The organism is Delftia deserti, from assembly GCF_042653485.1.
Classification (GTDB): domain Bacteria; phylum Pseudomonadota; class Gammaproteobacteria; order Burkholderiales; family Burkholderiaceae_C; genus Comamonas; species Comamonas acidovorans.
Map to the genome: position 1 here is coordinate 1,923,985 of NZ_JBHSIH010000001.1, position 15,046 is coordinate 1,939,030.

General features: G+C 67.7%; 17 protein-coding genes. 10 read left to right on the forward strand and 7 right to left on the reverse strand.

The window, feature by feature from the left end:
• Position 1 precedes the first annotated feature (1 nt).
• Together ACFPFG_RS09140 and ACFPFG_RS09145 are read left to right on the forward strand one after the other, a co-directional pair.
• On the forward strand, positions 2-379 hold the full coding sequence (locus ACFPFG_RS09140; protein WP_183017712.1) for a CidA/LrgA family protein: 378 nt from the start codon (positions 2-4) through the stop codon (positions 377-379).
• Entirely contained in the window at positions 376-1,122 is a 747-nt protein-coding gene (locus ACFPFG_RS09145) for an LrgB family protein (RefSeq protein WP_380106148.1), read from the forward strand. The genes ACFPFG_RS09140 and ACFPFG_RS09145 overlap by 4 nt, the downstream gene beginning before the upstream one ends.
• 120 nt (positions 1,123-1,242) lie before the next feature.
• Here the strand turns inward: ACFPFG_RS09145 and ACFPFG_RS09150 are convergent, their stop codons facing one another.
• Positions 1,243-2,190 carry a LysR substrate-binding domain-containing protein gene (locus tag ACFPFG_RS09150; RefSeq protein ID WP_183017710.1) on the reverse strand — a complete coding sequence of 316 codons (948 nt, stop codon included), beginning with the start codon at positions 2,188-2,190 and terminating at the stop codon, positions 1,243-1,245.
• A 240-nt stretch (positions 2,191-2,430) separates the two neighbouring features.
• On the opposite strand from ACFPFG_RS09150, the gene ACFPFG_RS09155 reads away from it, so the two are divergent.
• The 5 genes from ACFPFG_RS09155 to ACFPFG_RS09175 all read left to right on the forward strand — a co-directional run bounded on the left by ACFPFG_RS09155 (position 2,431) and on the right by ACFPFG_RS09175 (position 6,907).
• A complete protein-coding gene (locus ACFPFG_RS09155) occupies positions 2,431-3,627 on the forward strand; it encodes an acyl-CoA dehydrogenase (RefSeq protein ID WP_183017709.1) in 1,197 nt (398 codons plus the stop codon).
• Between the two features lie 189 nt (positions 3,628-3,816).
• Positions 3,817-5,064: a CaiB/BaiF CoA transferase family protein gene (locus ACFPFG_RS09160; protein ID WP_013803646.1), complete on the forward strand. Its 1,248-nt coding sequence runs from the start codon at positions 3,817-3,819 to the stop codon at positions 5,062-5,064.
• A gap of 137 nt (positions 5,065-5,201) precedes the next feature.
• Positions 5,202-6,176: a tripartite tricarboxylate transporter substrate binding protein BugE gene (locus tag ACFPFG_RS09165; RefSeq protein ID WP_012204128.1), complete on the forward strand. Its 975-nt coding sequence runs from the start codon at positions 5,202-5,204 to the stop codon at positions 6,174-6,176.
• A 160-nt stretch (positions 6,177-6,336) separates the two neighbouring features.
• Positions 6,337-6,606, forward strand: a complete 270-nt coding sequence (locus tag ACFPFG_RS09170; RefSeq protein ID WP_183017708.1) for a type II toxin-antitoxin system RelB/DinJ family antitoxin — start codon at positions 6,337-6,339, stop codon at positions 6,604-6,606.
• A complete protein-coding gene (locus ACFPFG_RS09175; protein ID WP_183017707.1) occupies positions 6,578-6,907 on the forward strand; it encodes a type II toxin-antitoxin system YafQ family toxin in 330 nt (109 codons plus the stop codon). Before ACFPFG_RS09170 ends, ACFPFG_RS09175 begins: the two co-directional genes overlap by 29 nt.
• Here the strand turns inward: ACFPFG_RS09175 and ACFPFG_RS09180 are convergent.
• A complete protein-coding gene (locus ACFPFG_RS09180) occupies positions 6,904-7,770 on the reverse strand; it encodes a LysR family transcriptional regulator (RefSeq protein WP_183017706.1) in 867 nt (288 codons plus the stop codon). The two genes, ACFPFG_RS09175 and ACFPFG_RS09180, sit on opposite strands and share 4 nt — an antisense overlap.
• A 117-nt stretch (positions 7,771-7,887) precedes the next feature.
• On the opposite strand from ACFPFG_RS09180, the gene ACFPFG_RS09185 reads away from it, so the two are divergent.
• Complete coding sequence (locus tag ACFPFG_RS09185; protein WP_183017705.1) at positions 7,888-8,349, forward strand: nucleoside deaminase; 462 nt, start codon at positions 7,888-7,890, stop codon at positions 8,347-8,349.
• A gap of 4 nt (positions 8,350-8,353) precedes the next feature.
• Positions 8,354-9,592, forward strand: a complete 1,239-nt coding sequence (locus tag ACFPFG_RS09190; protein WP_380110250.1) for a cyanate transporter — start codon at positions 8,354-8,356, stop codon at positions 9,590-9,592.
• Positions 9,593-9,598: 6 nt separating this feature from the next.
• Here ACFPFG_RS09190 and ACFPFG_RS09195 read toward each other — a convergent pair whose 3' ends face one another.
• The 3 genes from ACFPFG_RS09195 to ACFPFG_RS09205 all read right to left on the reverse strand — a co-directional run bounded on the left by ACFPFG_RS09195 (position 9,599) and on the right by ACFPFG_RS09205 (position 12,042).
• The gene (locus tag ACFPFG_RS09195; protein WP_197957075.1) at positions 9,599-10,822 is read right to left on the reverse strand and encodes a sugar transporter; all 1,224 of its coding nucleotides are present in this window, start codon (positions 10,820-10,822) and stop codon (positions 9,599-9,601) included.
• A 97-nt stretch (positions 10,823-10,919) separates the two neighbouring features.
• Positions 10,920-11,309 (reverse strand): VOC family protein, encoded by a 390-nt coding sequence (locus ACFPFG_RS09200; protein WP_016448965.1) that lies wholly within the window; start codon positions 11,307-11,309, stop codon positions 10,920-10,922.
• Between the two features lie 79 nt (positions 11,310-11,388).
• On the reverse strand, positions 11,389-12,042 hold the full coding sequence (locus tag ACFPFG_RS09205) for an NAD(P)-dependent oxidoreductase (RefSeq protein WP_183017702.1): 654 nt from the start codon (positions 12,040-12,042) through the stop codon (positions 11,389-11,391).
• A gap of 123 nt (positions 12,043-12,165) precedes the next feature.
• On the opposite strand from ACFPFG_RS09205, the gene ACFPFG_RS09210 reads away from it, so the two are divergent.
• Positions 12,166-13,101 (forward strand): LysR family transcriptional regulator, encoded by a 936-nt coding sequence (locus tag ACFPFG_RS09210; protein ID WP_197957076.1) that lies wholly within the window; start codon positions 12,166-12,168, stop codon positions 13,099-13,101.
• A 67-nt stretch (positions 13,102-13,168) separates the two neighbouring features.
• Here ACFPFG_RS09210 and ACFPFG_RS09215 read toward each other — a convergent pair whose 3' ends face one another.
• Both ACFPFG_RS09215 and ACFPFG_RS09220 read right to left on the reverse strand, forming a co-directional pair.
• The gene (locus ACFPFG_RS09215; RefSeq protein ID WP_013803650.1) at positions 13,169-14,299 is read right to left on the reverse strand and encodes a branched-chain amino acid ABC transporter substrate-binding protein; all 1,131 of its coding nucleotides are present in this window, start codon (positions 14,297-14,299) and stop codon (positions 13,169-13,171) included.
• A 175-nt stretch (positions 14,300-14,474) separates the two neighbouring features.
• Positions 14,475-15,017 (reverse strand): 6,7-dimethyl-8-ribityllumazine synthase, encoded by a 543-nt coding sequence (locus ACFPFG_RS09220; protein WP_013803651.1) that lies wholly within the window; start codon positions 15,015-15,017, stop codon positions 14,475-14,477.
• Positions 15,018-15,046 lie beyond the last annotated feature (29 nt).

The window sequence follows — 15,046 nt, forward strand, 5'->3', positions numbered from 1 at the left end:
CATGTTGTACGCCATCACCGCCTTGTTCGCCTTCCAGTTGCTGGGGGAGGCCATCGTCCAGCTCACGGGGCTGCCGCTTCCGGGCGCGCTCGTGGGCACGCTGCTGCTGCTGGGGGGGCTGCTGATGCACGGCCGCCTGCCCGAGTCGCTGGAGAAGGCTGCGGGCGTGCTGCTGCAGAACATGATGCTGCTGTTCATTCCCGTCATTGCGGGCGTGATGCTGGAGTTCGACCGGCTGTCGCGCGAATGGCAGCCCTTCGTGATCGCCTGCGTGGCGGGTGCGGCCATTACCTTCCTGGCCACGGCCTTCACCTTCCGCTGGTGCCTGGAACGCCAGCGCGCCCGCGAAGCGGCCGCCAGCCAGGGAGACAAGGCATGAGCGCACTGGCCACCACTTGGCACACTGCCTGGCAATCCCTGTCCGGCAACGCCGGCACCGCCCATCTGCCCTGGCTGGTGCTGACCATGGCCGTCTACCTGGCTGCCATGGCGCTGTACCGCCGAAGCGGCAACCATCCCCGCCTGATCCCCGTGTTCACGGCCGTGGTCGTGATCGTGGGCGTGCTGCTGGCCACGGGCACCTCCTATGCCAGCTACCGCAGCGGCGTCTCTCTGCTGGGGCTGCTGATCGGGCCGGCCACCGTCGCGCTGGCGATTCCGCTGTACGCCCAGCGCGAGCGCATCCGCGCGCTGTGGCTGCCCATCAGCGTGGCCCTGGCCGTGGGCTGCGTGGTGGCGTTGCTGTCGGCACTGCTGATCGGCTGGAGCCTGGGCGCCACGGTGCAGACGCTGGTGGCGCTGGCCCCCAAATCGGCCACCATTCCCATCGCCCTGCCCATGGCCGAGCGCTTTGGCGGGCCGGCCTCGCTGGCGGCCGTGGCCGTGGCCATCACCGGCATCGCGGGCACGATGATGGCGCCGCTGCTGATCCGCCTGGTGCGCAGCGATGATCCGGCCGTGCAGGGCTTTGCCCTGGGCCTCACGGCCCATGCCATCGGCACGGCACGCGCGCTGCAGGTGAATCCGACCATGGGCGCCTTCTCGGCCCTGGCCATGGGCCTGAACGGCGTGGCCACGGCCGTGGTCATGCCGCTGTGCCTGGCCCTGCTGCCCTGGTTCTGAGCGCGATTGCGGGTTTTCCCCAGAGACACCCCCACAAGCCTGTGGACAAGCGCCGCCGGCAACAAGGATAAGTCGGTTAAGTGACTGTCATCGTTGAACAATCCAAAGCCTGCTTAATTTTCAGGCAGGCCGGTGCTCCCTGGCGCGCTGCTGCAGCCATGAAGAGAACACGCGCAAGGCGGGCGCGGGCTGCGCGTCGGGCGCCAGGGCCGGCGTGACCAGGTAGTAGGCACGGTTGCCGCGCAGCGGCTGTGGGCAGGCAATGATGAGGTCGCCACGCGCCAGCTCCTGCTCGATCAGCATGGGCGGCATCAACGCCACGCCCAGGCCCTGGCTGGCCGCCACGGCCAGCATGGAGAACAGCTCCAGCCGCATGCCGTCCAGCGCGCGCGGCGCGGCAACGCCCATGGCATCGAACCACTGCTGCCAGCCGTAAGGCCGCGTGCTTTGCTGCAGCAGCGGCATCCGGGCCACGATGTCCGCCCCCACGGGCAGCCAGGCGCGGCCTGGATCGCGCGCCTGCGCCGTGGCCAGCAGATGCGGGCTGCATACGGGCACCACCTCTTCGTCCATCAGCCATTGCGCCTGCACACCGGGCCAGCGCGCCACCTGCTCGGGCGTGCCGGCATAGAGCGCGGCGTCGAACACGGTATCGGCAAACAGGAAGGGCCGCGTCTGCACGTCGATGTGCACCGTGACCTCGGGATGCTCGCGCGCCAGCTGGGGCAGGCGCGGCAGCAGCCAGCGCGTGGCGAAGGTGGGCACGGCAGCCAGGTTGAGCGGGCCGCCTTCGCCCTGGTGGGCCATGATGTCCAGCGTGTCGCGCTCCAGGCCGTGCAGCCAGCGCGAGACCTGCTGGGCGTACTGCGTGCCCGCCTCGGTCAGCAGCACGCCGTGGCGCGTGCGCCGGAACAGCTGCACACCCAGGAACTCCTCCAGCGAGATGATCTGGCGCGAGACGGCGCTCTGCGTCAGCGACAGCTCCTGCGCCGCACGCGTGTAGCTGATGTGGCGGGCGGCCGATTCAAAGCAGGCCAGGGCTTGGGTGGATGGCAGGGCTCTACGCATATCTCATGAATTCAACGCACTCCAATGGCAAACATCATAGGGAATAACCCGCAACATGGAATCCATACATGCGCTTTACGCATTCATGGATGAACAAACATCGTTTGCGCCACGCCCAGGCCCGCTTCTAAGATGCAGCGCAACGACGCTACACGGCGGCGGCCTGCCCGGCACCGCGTTGACGCCGCACGTGGCAGCGGCTCCCGCCCTTGACCTCTTTGTTTTTGGAGATACGACACCATGGCCCGCAACAGCTTCCAATGGGATGACCCCTTCCAGCTCGACCAGCAACTGAGCGAGGACGAGCGCATGATCCGCGATGCGGCCCATGCCTACTGCCAGGAGAAGCTGGCACCCCGCGTGCTGGAGATGTTCCGCCACGAAAAGACCGACGTGAGCATCTTCCGCGAGATGGGCGAGCTGGGCCTGCTGGGCCCCACCATTCCCACGCAATACGGCGGCGCCGGCCTGAACTACGTCAGCTACGGCCTGGTGGCACGCGAGATCGAACGCGTGGACTCGGGCTACCGCTCCATGGCCAGCGTGCAAAGCTCGCTGGTGATGGTGCCCATCAATGAATTCGGCACCGAAGACCAGAAGAACCGGTACCTGCCCAAGCTGGCCAGCGGCGAGTTCATCGGCTGCTTCGGCCTGACCGAGCCCGACCACGGCTCCGACCCCGGCAGCATGTCCAGCCGCGCCTACAAGGTGGACGGCGGCTACCGCCTCAAGGGCAACAAGATGTGGATCACCAACAGCCCCGTGGCCGACGTGTTCGTGGTCTGGGCCAAGGAAGTGACCGAGGACGGCCATGTGGGCGAGATCCGCGGCTTCATCCTGGACAAGGGCATGAAGGGCCTGTCGGCCCCGGCCATCCACGGCAAGGTGGGCCTGCGCGCCTCCATCACGGGTGAGATCGTGATGGACGACGTCTTCGTTCCCGAGGAAAACGCCTTCCCCGAGGTGCGCGGCCTCAAGGGCCCCTTCACCTGCCTGAACAGCGCACGCTTCGGCATTGCCTGGGGCGCCCTGGGCGCAGCCGAGTTCTGCTGGCACACGGCGCGCCAGTACACGCTGGACCGCAAGCAGTTCGGCCGCCCCCTGGCTGCCAACCAGCTGATCCAGAAGAAGCTGGCCGACATGCAGACCGAGATCACCCTGGGCCTGCAGGCCGCGCTGCGCGTGGGCCGCATGAAGGACGAGCACCAGAACGTGATCGAGATCACCTCGCTGATCAAGCGCAACAACTGCGGCAAGTCGCTGGACATTGCCCGCATGGCGCGCGACATGATGGGTGGCAACGGCATCAGCGACGAGTTCGGCGTGGCCCGCCACTTGGTCAACCTGGAAGTGGTCAACACCTACGAAGGCACGCACGATGTGCATGCGCTGATCCTGGGCCGTGCTCAGACTGGCATCGCAGCTTTTGCCAACTGACCCCCTGAGGCGCTTCGCGCCTTCCCCCTTCTCGCTTCGCGGAGGGGGACGACGCCCTCGCCGCGAGGCGGCTCTTGCTCGGCGTCTCTCGCTTGGGCAGCGTCCGTCTCGCACGCTATGGGGGATGGAAGCTCAAGCACTCAGTTGAACTACCAGCGGCATCGGGCGCGCTCATATTTCTTCCCTCTCATGTCCTCCACATCCTCCGCGCCGGCTGCATTGGCTGGCATCAAGGTGCTTGATCTTTCCCGCGTGCTGGCCGGGCCCTGGTGCACGCAGACGCTGGCCGACCTGGGTGCCGATGTGATCAAGGTCGAGCGGCCCGTGGCCGGCGACGACACGCGCCACTGGGGGCCTCCATTCCTGCCGCGCGACGATGGGCAGGCCACGCAGGAGGCCAGCTATTTCACGGCCTGCAACCGCAACAAGCGCTCGGTCACCATCGACATGTCCACCCCCGATGGCCAGCAGCTGATTCGCCAGATGGCGGCAGGGGCCGACGTGCTGGTGGAGAACTTCAAGGTCGGTGGCCTGGCGCAGTACGGGCTGGACTACGAAAGCCTCAAGGCGCTCAACCCGCGCCTGATCTATTGCTCGGTCACGGGTTTCGGCCAGACCGGCCCGTATGCCGAGCGCGCGGGCTACGACCTCATGGTGCAGGCCATGTGCGGGCTGATGAGCATCACCGGCCATGCCGACGAGGCGCCCGGAGGCGGCCCGCTCAAGGTGGGCGTGGCCGTGATCGATGTCTTCACGGGCCTGTATGCCAGCAATGCCATCCTGGCCGCGCTGCATGCGCGCCAGGCCTCGGGCCGGGGCCAGCACATCGACATGGCCCTGCTCGACGTGGGCATGGCCGTGCTGGCCAACCAGGCTGCCGGCTTTCTGGCCACGGGCGAATCGCCGGGCCGCGCCGGCAACATCCACCCCAGCCTGGCGCCCTACCAGGACTTCGCCACGGCCAACGGCAACGTGCTGCTGGCCATTGGCAATGACGGGCAGTTCGCGCGCTTTTGCGCCGCCGTCGGCGAAGCCGGCTGGGCGCAGGACGAGCGCTTTGCCACCAACACCGCCCGCGTGCGCAACCGCCAGGCGCTGCTGGAGCGGATGGTGCCCCTCATGAAGACACGCGGCACGGCCGAATGGATTGCGCTGCTGGAAGACAAGGCCGTGCCCTGCGGCCCCATCAACACCATCGCCCAGGCCTTCGACGACCCGCAGGTGCGCGCACGCGGCATACGCGTCGAGCTGCCGCGCGAGGCCGGCGACGGCATCTCGCGCATCGCCGGCGTGGCCAGCCCCATGCGGCTGAGCGACACCCCGCCCGTGCTGCGCAGCGCACCGCCCTCCCTGGGCCAGCACACCGATGAAGTGCTGGGCGAACTGGGCATTGCGCCCATGGCCATCCAGGCGCTGCGCTCGCGCGGCGTGGTCTGATCGCCAGCGCCGCGCAACACCGCCTCAACATCCCTCAGCTCAAGCACCGTCATACGTATGCCCTAACGAATCCTGCTTTCCTGCCCGTCGGTGCCTCACAACAAACGTCCACAACATCCATTCAAGGAGACAACACCATGACTCACACCTCCCGCATCGCGCTCGCCGGCATCCTCGGCGCCCTCGCGCTTTCGGGCGCAGCCCATGCCCAGGGCTACCCCACCAAGCCCATCAAGCTGCTCGTGCCCTTCGCGGCCGGCGGCACCACCGACCTGATCGCGCGCATCGTGGCCGAGCCGCTGGGCCGCGCCCTGGGCCAGCCCGTGGTGGTCGAGAACAAGGGCGGCGGCGGCGGCAGCATCGGCGCGGCCGAGACGGCGCGCTCCCAGCCCGATGGCTACAGCCTGGGCATCGCCACCGTGTCCACCACGGCCACCAACCCGGCGATCAACCCCAAGATCCCGTACAACGTGCTGACCGACTTCACGCCCATCGTGAACATCGCGGCCACGCCCAACATCATTGCGGCCAACCCCAAGTTCGCGGGCAAGAACTACCAGGAGTTCCTGGCCGAGGTGAAGAAGAACCCCGGCAAGTACTCCTACGCCTCGCCCGGCAACGGCAGCATCACCCATCTGATGATGGAGATGTTCAAGCTGTCCACGGGCACCGACATCACCCACGTGCCCTACCGCGGCAGCGGCCCCGCGCTGAACGACGCCGTGGCGGGCCAGGTTCCGCTGATCTTCGACAACCTGCCCTCGGCCCTGGGCTTCGTCAAGGAAAAGCGCCTGGTGCCCATCGTGGTGGCCGCGCCCCAGCGCCTGGCCGCCCTGCCCGATGTGCCCACCTTCAAGGAAGTGGGCCTGGCCCCCGTCAACCGCATGGCCTACTACGGCATCGTCGGCCCCAAGAACCTGCCGCGCGACATCGTGGACAAGGTCAACGCCGCCACGCGCAAGGTGCTGCAGGACCCCGCCATCAAGAAGCGCATCGAGGAAACCGGCTCGCTGATCGTGGCCGACACGCCCGAGCACTTCTTTGAAGAGATCAAGGCCGAACTGGCGGTCTACAAGGACGTGGTGCAAAAGCAGAACCTGACGATGGATTGAGCCTGCGCGTCACCCACCGCCCCTCCCCGCCACGGCGGGGATTTTTGTTGCAGGGATCGAAGGCTGGAGCCGCCAAGCGACATCCCACCAACATGCCTGCTTACCTGTCTTTTGCTCTGCGAGATACAATGTATCTCACCCCTTTTTGCAGAAGCACACCATGGCAACCACCACCATGATCCACGTGCGCGTGGATGAAGAGATCAAGGCACAGGCCGCCGAAACCCTGGCCAGCATGGGCTTGACGGTGTCGGATGCCGTACGTGTCTTCCTGATGCGCGTGGTGACCGACCAGCAATTGCCCTTCGACCTCAGGGCACCCAACGCCGAGACGCGCGCAGCCATGCAGGAGGCACGCGCCATGCGCAAGGCACGCTTTGCCACCGCGGACGATTTGCTCCATGACCTCGAAAAAGGCAGCGGGCAGTAAGCGCGCAGTCCTTCCCCGCGCATCGGACCGGACCAAGGCTTTCGCCAAGGACTGGGTCCGGCTGTCTCATTCCGGCCGCCATGACATGAAGCGGTTGAAGGAGGCCATGCTGCGGCTGATTGCCAACGACGCCCCCCTGGAGCCTCAGTGGCTGGACCATGCCCTCACCGGCGACTGGGCCGATCACAGGGAGTGCCACGTGGGGGGCGATTTCCTGCTGATCTACCGGCTCGATGGCCAGGGCACCAACGAATCGATCATTTTCGTGCGAGCCGGCACGCACGCCGAGCTGTTCGACTAAGACACACCCAGCAACGCCTCACACACCTCGCACAGGCGCTCAGCCAGACGCCGGCCCGGCGCCGACAACTGGGCGCGCACGTGCAGTGCCACTTCCACATCAGGCACGGAGGCGAAGCCGGTCATGTCGTCGAGCAGGCGGTGGCCGGGCCCGACCAGCCTGCGCGGCAGCAGGCTCACGCCCAGGCCCTGCTCCACGGCGGCTTCCAGGCTGGCCAGGCTGGCGCTCACATAGGCCAGGCGCCAGCGCCGGCCGGCGGCATCCAGCGCATGCGTCATCTCGCTGCGGTACAGGCCGCCCTGCGGAAATACCACCAGGGGCAAGGGATCCATCCCGTGGCAGGGATGCGGCGCACTGTCTATCCAGGCCAGCGGTTCGGGCCAGCGCGCCATGCCGGGCGTGCTGCCGCTGCGCTGCTTGACGATGGCCAGGTCCAGCTCGCCGGCCTGGAACTGCTGCCATATCGCCTGCGACAACCCGCTGGTCAGCTCCAGGCGCAACTGCGGCTGGCTGCGCGCCAGCGCGCCCAAGGCGGGCATCAAGGCATTGCCGGCAAAGTCCTCGGGAACACCGATGCGCAGCACGGCTTCGGTGGCGCCAGCCAACTGCTCCACGGCCTCGTCCATGAGGGCGAGGATGCGCTGCGCATAGGCCAGCAAGCGCTCTCCTTCCAGCGTGCATTCCACATGGCGCCCGCTGCGGTCCAGCAGCGTGCAGCCCATTTGCTCCTCCAACCTGCGGATCTGCTGGCTGACCGTGGACTGGGTGAGGTGCACGCCCTGAGCCGCACGCGTGAAGCTGCCGGTTTCGGCCACGGCGCAGAAGCTGCGCAGCAGGGTGGGGTCTATGGAAGAGGGCTGCATGGGGCTTGGATGGGTTCCAGTGGCTTTGTCACTGCCCAGCATTTGATCATTTAATTTTCCAATTGATGGCTCCCGTCCTAGACTGCGGCCTCAGCTCCCGATTGCCCAGCCATCCCCATGCAAGAACAAGAACACATCCGCCTGCTGCGCCATGCCGTGCAGCTGGCGCACGACAACCGCCTGCGGGGCGGCCGGCCCTTCGGCGCCCTGCTCGCGCGCGAGGGGCAGATCCTGTCCACGGGCGTCAACGAGATCGTGCAAAGCCATGATCCCAGCGCCCATGCCGAAATGCAGGCGCTGCGCGCAGGCACGCGCGCCCAGGCCAACCCCAGCCTGGCTGGCTGCACCATCTACGCGAGCGGCCACCCCTGCCCCATGTGCCTGGCCGCGCTGGTGATGGCCGGGGCCGAGCAGGTTTTCTTCGCCTTCGACAACGCGGATGCCCAGCCCTACGGCCTGTCCAGCGAAGGCGCCTACCAGCGGCTGCGCATGCCGCTGCAGCCGCCACCGTTGCCCCTGACGCGGCTGGACACGGGCATCACGGCGGCCCAGCTGTATGGCAACGTCCCCTGGGCCTGAAGCCATGTCGTCCATTGCGCCCGCGCGCACCGAGGCGCCTGCCGCAGCGCACGCCATTCCAACGGCGCTGTGGCTGGCCACCGTGGTCCTGGTCACGCTGAACCTGCGCCCGTTTCTCACGGCCATCGGCCCGCTGGGCCCGCAGATACAGTCCGCCACCGGCATGGATCTGTCCACGCGGTCCTGGCTGACGCTGCTGCCCATGGCGTTGATGGGCGTGGGCGCCTGGCTGGCCCCGGCCGCGCTGCGGCGCCTGGGTCCGCGTCGCGCCGTGGTCGGGTCCTTGGCGGTGATTGCGCTGGGCTGCGCGCTGCGCGTGGCGGGCTCCAGTGCGGCCACCCTGCTGGCCACGGCCGCGCTGTGCGGCGCTGGCGTGGCCCTGGTGCAAGGCGTGCTGCCGGGCCTGATCAAGCGCCAGTCGCCCGCACGCATGGCCCAGATGATGGGGCTGTACTCGGCTGCGCTCATGGGCGGCGGGGCTCTCGGTGCCCAGATTTCGCCGCTGGCCGTGCAATGGGGGCTGGACTGGCGCTTTGCGCTGGCGCTCTGGACTGCGCCCGCCCTGCTGGCCCTGGTGTTGGCGCGGCATGCGCTGAGCACATTGCCGGGTCCGGCGCTCATGACCGGAGCCAACGCCCCGCAAGACACCGGCTGGCTGCGCCGGCGCCCGCGCACCTGGCTGCTGATGGCCTGCTTCGGCCTCATCAACGGCGGCTATGCGGCCATGGTGGCCTGGCTTGCGCCCTTCTATCAGGCCCATGGCTGGAGCCCCGCGCAAAGCGGCGGCCTGGTCGCCCTGCTGTCGGTGGCCCAGGCCAGCGCAGCTCTGGGACTGCCCGTGCTGGCTTCGCGCCATGCCGACCGGCGGCCGTGGCTGGGGTTCACGCTGCTGTGCCAGATCATCGGCCTGGCCGCGCTGGCCTGGTGGCCCGATGCGGCGCCGCTGCTCAACATCGTCATCCTCGGCATCGGCCTGGGGGGCTGCTTCGCGCTGATGATGGTGGTGGCGCTGGACCATCTTCCCCACCCCACGCAGGCCGGTGCGCTCAACGCGCTGATGCAGGGCGGCGGCTTTCTGATTGCGGCGCTGGCGCCCTATGTGATCGCCCGGCTGCACCAGTTCACGGGCGGATTCGGCGCCGGCTGGCTGGCCCAGATGGCCGCCGTGCTCGTGGTCTGCGTGCTGGTGTCCCGCCTGGCGCCGCAGCGCTACGCCCAGGCCATGCGGGCACCCGGCGACTGACCCGCTTCAGTGCGCGGCCTGGAAGCCGGCCGACCAGCGCACGAAGGCCCAGATGCACCAGGCCAGGCCCAGCGCCACCAGGCCGCCGCCGATCCAGCCGATGTTCTGCATGCCCGCGTGCATGCTGACCTGGCTGCCCAGCAGCGCACCGCCGCCAATGCCGATGTTGAAGATGCCCGAGAACATGGACATGCCCACGTCGGTGGCGTCGGCCGCCAGCTTGAGCACCTGGGACTGCATGGCCAGGGCGAAGCAGATCATGGCGACACCCCAGACCGAGCTCATCACGTAGAGCGATGCCTCATGGCCCGAGGCCGGCACCAGCATCAGCAGGCTGGCCGACAACATGCCAATGGCGGCCAGCAGAAAGCCGCGCGGATGGCGCAGGCCCCACCAGCTGAACATCACGCTGCCCACGATGCCCATGCCGCCGTACAGCAGCAGCACGGCCGTGGTCACCTTGCCCTCGAAGCCCGCGATGTCCTGCACGAAGGGCTCGATATAGCTGTAGGCCGTGAACTGCCCGGTGATCACGACCACCAGCAGGATATAGATGGACAGCAGCGCCGGACGGCGCAGCAGCATGGGCACGCTGGCCAGGTTGCCCGCGTTCTCGCTGGGCAGGCGCGGCAGCAGCCGGGCCAGGGCCACCATCACGATGGCGGCCACCCCGCCCACGGCCAGGAACGTCGTGCGCCAGCCCAGCCATTCGCCCACGATGCGGCCCAGCGGAATGCCCAGCACCATGGCCATGGAGGTACCGGTGGCCAGCAGGCTCAGCGCCACGGCCTTCCTGCCGGGCGGCGCCACGCGCACGGCCAGCGAGGCGGTGATGGACCAGAACACCGCGTGCGACAGCGCAATGCCGATGCGGCTGACCATGAGCGAGGCAAAGCTCCAGGCCACGCCCGACAGCACGTGGCTGGCCACGAACAGCGCGAACACGCCCATGAGCAGCTTGCGCCGCTCCACGTTGCGCGTGAGCAGCATGAAGGGCAGCGAGGCCAGGGCCACGATCCAGGCGTAGATGGTCAGCATCAGCCCGACCTGCTCGGTGGGCATGGAAAAGCTCGCGCCAATGCTGCTGAGCAGACCCACGGGCACGAACTCGGTGGTATTGAAGACGAAGGCGCCCAGCGCCAGGGCGATCACGCTGAGCCAGGCCTGGGCAGCCGTGGGAGTGGAAGACGCGGGAACGGAACCGGCCGCAGCGGAAACGGAAGGGGGCATGAAAGCGTGGGGCTGTTTGTTGCAGCGCAATATTGTGCTGCGCCATGCGACGGCCTGATGTCAGCCGCCGCGCAAGCCCCAGTGCCGCCAGGGAGACTCAGGCGGGTGGCAGGTGGCAGACGGCCTCGATGTTGTGACCGTCGGGGTCGAGCACGAAGGCCGCGTAATAGTCGTCGTGGTAGTGCGGTCGCAGGCCCGGCTCGCCATTGCAGCGCCCGCCGGCGGCCAGGGCTGCCGCGTGGAAATCATCGACCATGTTGCGATTGTCCACGCGAAAGGCCACATGGATGGGCGGCTGGTTGGGCTCGCCGCCGGTGATCCAGAAGTCGGGCTTGGGCGGTTCGCCAAAGCCCGCAGTGTCGCCGTGGCCCGTGAGCTCGGCGGACAGCTCCATCAGGATCTCGTAGCCCAGGGGAGCCAGCGCCCGCGCGTAAAACTCCCGGCTGCGGTCGAAGTCCGATACGAGGATTCCCGTGTGGTCGATCATGGCTGTGCTCCTGCCTGTTCATGACGGACACCAGCATGCCATGGAGACCGCTGCGGCACCAGCGGACTGGCGCAGGTGTTCAGTAAGCGACAGTGAAGCGCTGGCGCAGGTGCAGTCCCTTGTCCAGCGCATCGACCAGGGCCACGGCCAGGTCCGCTGCCGAAATCGTGCCGGGCTGGCCATCGGCCTGCATCAGCGGCTCATCCTTGCCCGTGCGGTACTGGCCTGTGCGTTCGCCATGGTCGCCCAGGTGCAGGGCAATCGGTGGGCTCAGCATCGTCCAGTCCAGGCCCTGCTCCTTTTGCAGATCGTCGAGGGCATCGCGGGCAGCCGAGGCGCCGGGCTTGATGGCGGCCGGGAACTCGGGCGTGTCCACCAGTTGCTTGCCGGGTGCGATGTAGAGGCTGCCTGCGCCGCCGACCACCAGGTAGCGCTTGATGCCGGCCGCCTTGGTGCCCGCCACGATGGCGCGCGAGCCGCGCATGAAATCCTCATAGATATCGGGATTGCCCCAGCCCGCGTTGTAGGCGCTGACCACGGCGTCCGCGCCCGCCACGGCGCGCTGCACGGCGGCGGCGTCCAGTACATCGGCCTGCACGGCCTGCAGCCGCGGCTGGGCCGCCAGCTTGGCGGGGTCGCGCACCAGGGCCACGACCTCATGGCCGCGCTGCAGCAGCTCCTTCAATACCGCCGAACCCACAAAGCCGGTTGCGCCAATCAATGCCACTTTCATCTTCGGTCCTTTATGGCGCCAGGGCGCCTGTTCACGATGGCATTGAGATTACGCCGTTCACAATGCATGCGGTAGACGGCAATTTTTACCAATACCTTGAAGCACAGCTTCACAATACAACCCATGGATGACTACAAACGCATGGCCGTTTTCGCCGCCGTGGTGCAGCACGGCTCCATGAGCGCCGCCGCGCGTGCCCTGGGCATGAGCCCCTCGGCCGTGAGCCAGCAGGTACGCCAGCTCGAACGCGATGGCGGCGTGACCCTGCTGCACCGCTCCACCCGGCAGATCGCGCTCACCGACACGGGCGAGCGCTACTACCAGCAGTGCGCCGCCATGGCCCAGGCCGCCAGCCAGGCGCGGGCCGAGCTGGCCGCCGCGCGCGACGAGCCCGGCGGCGAGCTGCGCCTGTCGGCCACCGTGGGATTTGCGCGCCACATCGCGCCGGCCCTTGGCCGCTGGCTGGCCCGGCACCCTGCGCTGCGCCTGCACCTGGATGTGGACGACGCGCCCATCGACCTCATTCAGAGCCGCATCGACCTGGCCTTGCGCTTTGGCCGGCTGGCCGATTCCGGCTGGGCCGCCCGGCGCCTGGGCGCCATGCGCAACTGGCTGTGCGCATCGCCCGCATGGATGCAGGCCCAGGGTGGCGGCGCAGCCTGGCGCCACCCGGCCCCCCTGGCCAGCATGCGCTGGCTGGGCCTGGCACGCGAGGGCCAGGGCCAGGCCCTGCGTGCCGAGGCGCGCCACCCTGACACGGGCGAGACCTACAGCCTGCAGGTGCTGCCCCATGTGGCCAGCAACAACCAGCTGTCCATCCAGCAGATGTGCGAGGCCGGCCTGGGCCTGGCCCTGCTGGGCAGCATGGACGTGGCCGACACCGTGGCCGAAGGCCACCTGGTGCGCCTGCTGCCGGACTGGGACTTCGGCGGCCTGGACATCTGGGCCGTCACCCCGCAGCGCCAGGCCCAGCCCGCCAAGGTGCGCCAGGCCATCGCTGCCTTGCAGGCCTATCTGGCCCGGTTGCCGGGCGTGGTCGATGCGCCTGCCCCGGCCTGAGGAGCATGGACAGCGGACGAAAAAAAGCCCGCACGGGGCGGGCATGAAAACGAAGGGGGACAGGCTCTCAGTCGAGGGCTGTCTTCTGGCCGTTCTTGAACACGCTCAGCGTGTACGAGGGGTTCTTCATCTCGCCGTTCTTCTCGAAGGCGATCTTCGAGGTCACGCCCGAGTAGTCGGCCTTCTGCAGGAAGGGGATGTAGACCTTGGGGTCCCAGGAGTTGGCGCGCTTCATGGCGTCGGCCAGCATCATGGTGGCGTCGTAGAAATACGGGCTGTAGACCTGGAACTGGCCGGGGTACTTGGCGTCGTAGCGCTTTTTCCATTCCGTGCCGCCGGGCATCTTGGCCAGCGAGGCGCCGCCATCGGCGCAGATCACGTTGTCCAGCGGCTTGGCACCGGCGGCCACCTTGGCCAACTCGGGCACGCACAGGCCGTCGCCGCCGAAGTACTTGGCATCGTTCAGGCCCAGCTGGGCCATCTGGCGCAGCATGGGTCCGGCCTGGCCGTACATGCCGCCGTAGAAGATGCCATCGGGCTTCTTGGCCTTGATCGAGGTCAGGATGGCCATGAAGTCCGTGGCCTTGTCGTTCGTGAACTCCGAGGCCACGACCTTCACGCCCAGCTTTTCCGCATCCTTCTTGAACACATTGGCCAGGCCCTGGCCGTAGGCCGTGCGGTCATCGATGATGGCCACGGTCTTGAGCTTGAGCGTCTGCGCCGCGTACTTGGCCAGTGCCGCGCCCAGCGCATTGTCATTGGCGATCACGCGGTAGGTGGTGTTCCAGCCGGGCTTGGTCAGGTCGGGGTTGGTGGCCGCGCCCGTGATCATGGGAATGCCGCAGTCCTGGAAGACCTTGGACGAGGGAATGGCCACGCCCGAGTTGAGGAAGGCCACGGCGCCGGCGACCTTGTCGTCGCACAGCTTCTGCGAAGCGGCCGTGCCCTGCTTGGGATCGGCCACATCGTCCTCGGCCACCAGCTGGAACTTGACCTTCTTGCCGGCGATCTCCATGCCCTTGGCATTGAGCTCGTCGATGGCCATGCGCACGCCGTTTTCGTTGTCCTTGCCGAAATTGGCCTGGGGACCGGACACCGGGCCGATGTGGCCGATGCGGATCACCTGCTCCTGGGCCATGGCCACGCCACCCATGCCGGCCACGACGGCCGCAATACACAACTTCCGGGACATCTTCATCGCGCACTCCTCAGTTGAAACAGGCCGTCACGTTATTCCCGTCATCGCGGCTTGGCAATGCCGCGTGACGGGGCCGCGACACTCGGCACCAACTCAGTGTTTACGAGCATCCGTCCCCACCCAAAGCTGTGCTGGGTGGCGCGCCGCAACCGGCGACGCAGGCGATGCTTGCAACTCAGGCCGCGCGCGCCTGGCCCAGCGCCTGCACCTGGGCCAGCTGGTCCAGGGCCGCCAGGCACGCATGCGCCACTTCCACGCCCTTCTTCACGAAGTGGGCGCGGAAGAACTCCACATGGTCGCCATGTTCATGGAAATCGCGCGGCGTGAGCACGGCGGAGAACACCGGCACTTCGGTGTCGAGCTGCACGCGCATCAGGCCGTCGATCACGGCCGAGGACACGAACTCATGGCGGTAGATGCCGCCATTGACCACCAGAGCGCAGGCGACGATGGCGTCGAAGCGGCCAGTGTCGGCCAGCTTCTTGGCCAGCAGCGGGATCTCGAAGGCGCCGGGCACGTTGAAGTGGCTGATGTTCTGCGCAGCCACGCCCTGGGCCTGCAGCTCGGCCGCCATGGAGTCGCGCGCCTGATGCACGACATCGGTATGCCAGCTCGCGCAGATGACGGCCACGCGGCTGCGGCCCGCGACGGCCCTCCACGGCGTGCCCGAGGCCGTGCCGTGTGCGGAGAAATTCAAGGAGACAGGAGTCTGATTCATGGTGCTCTTTCAAGATGAGACAAATGAAT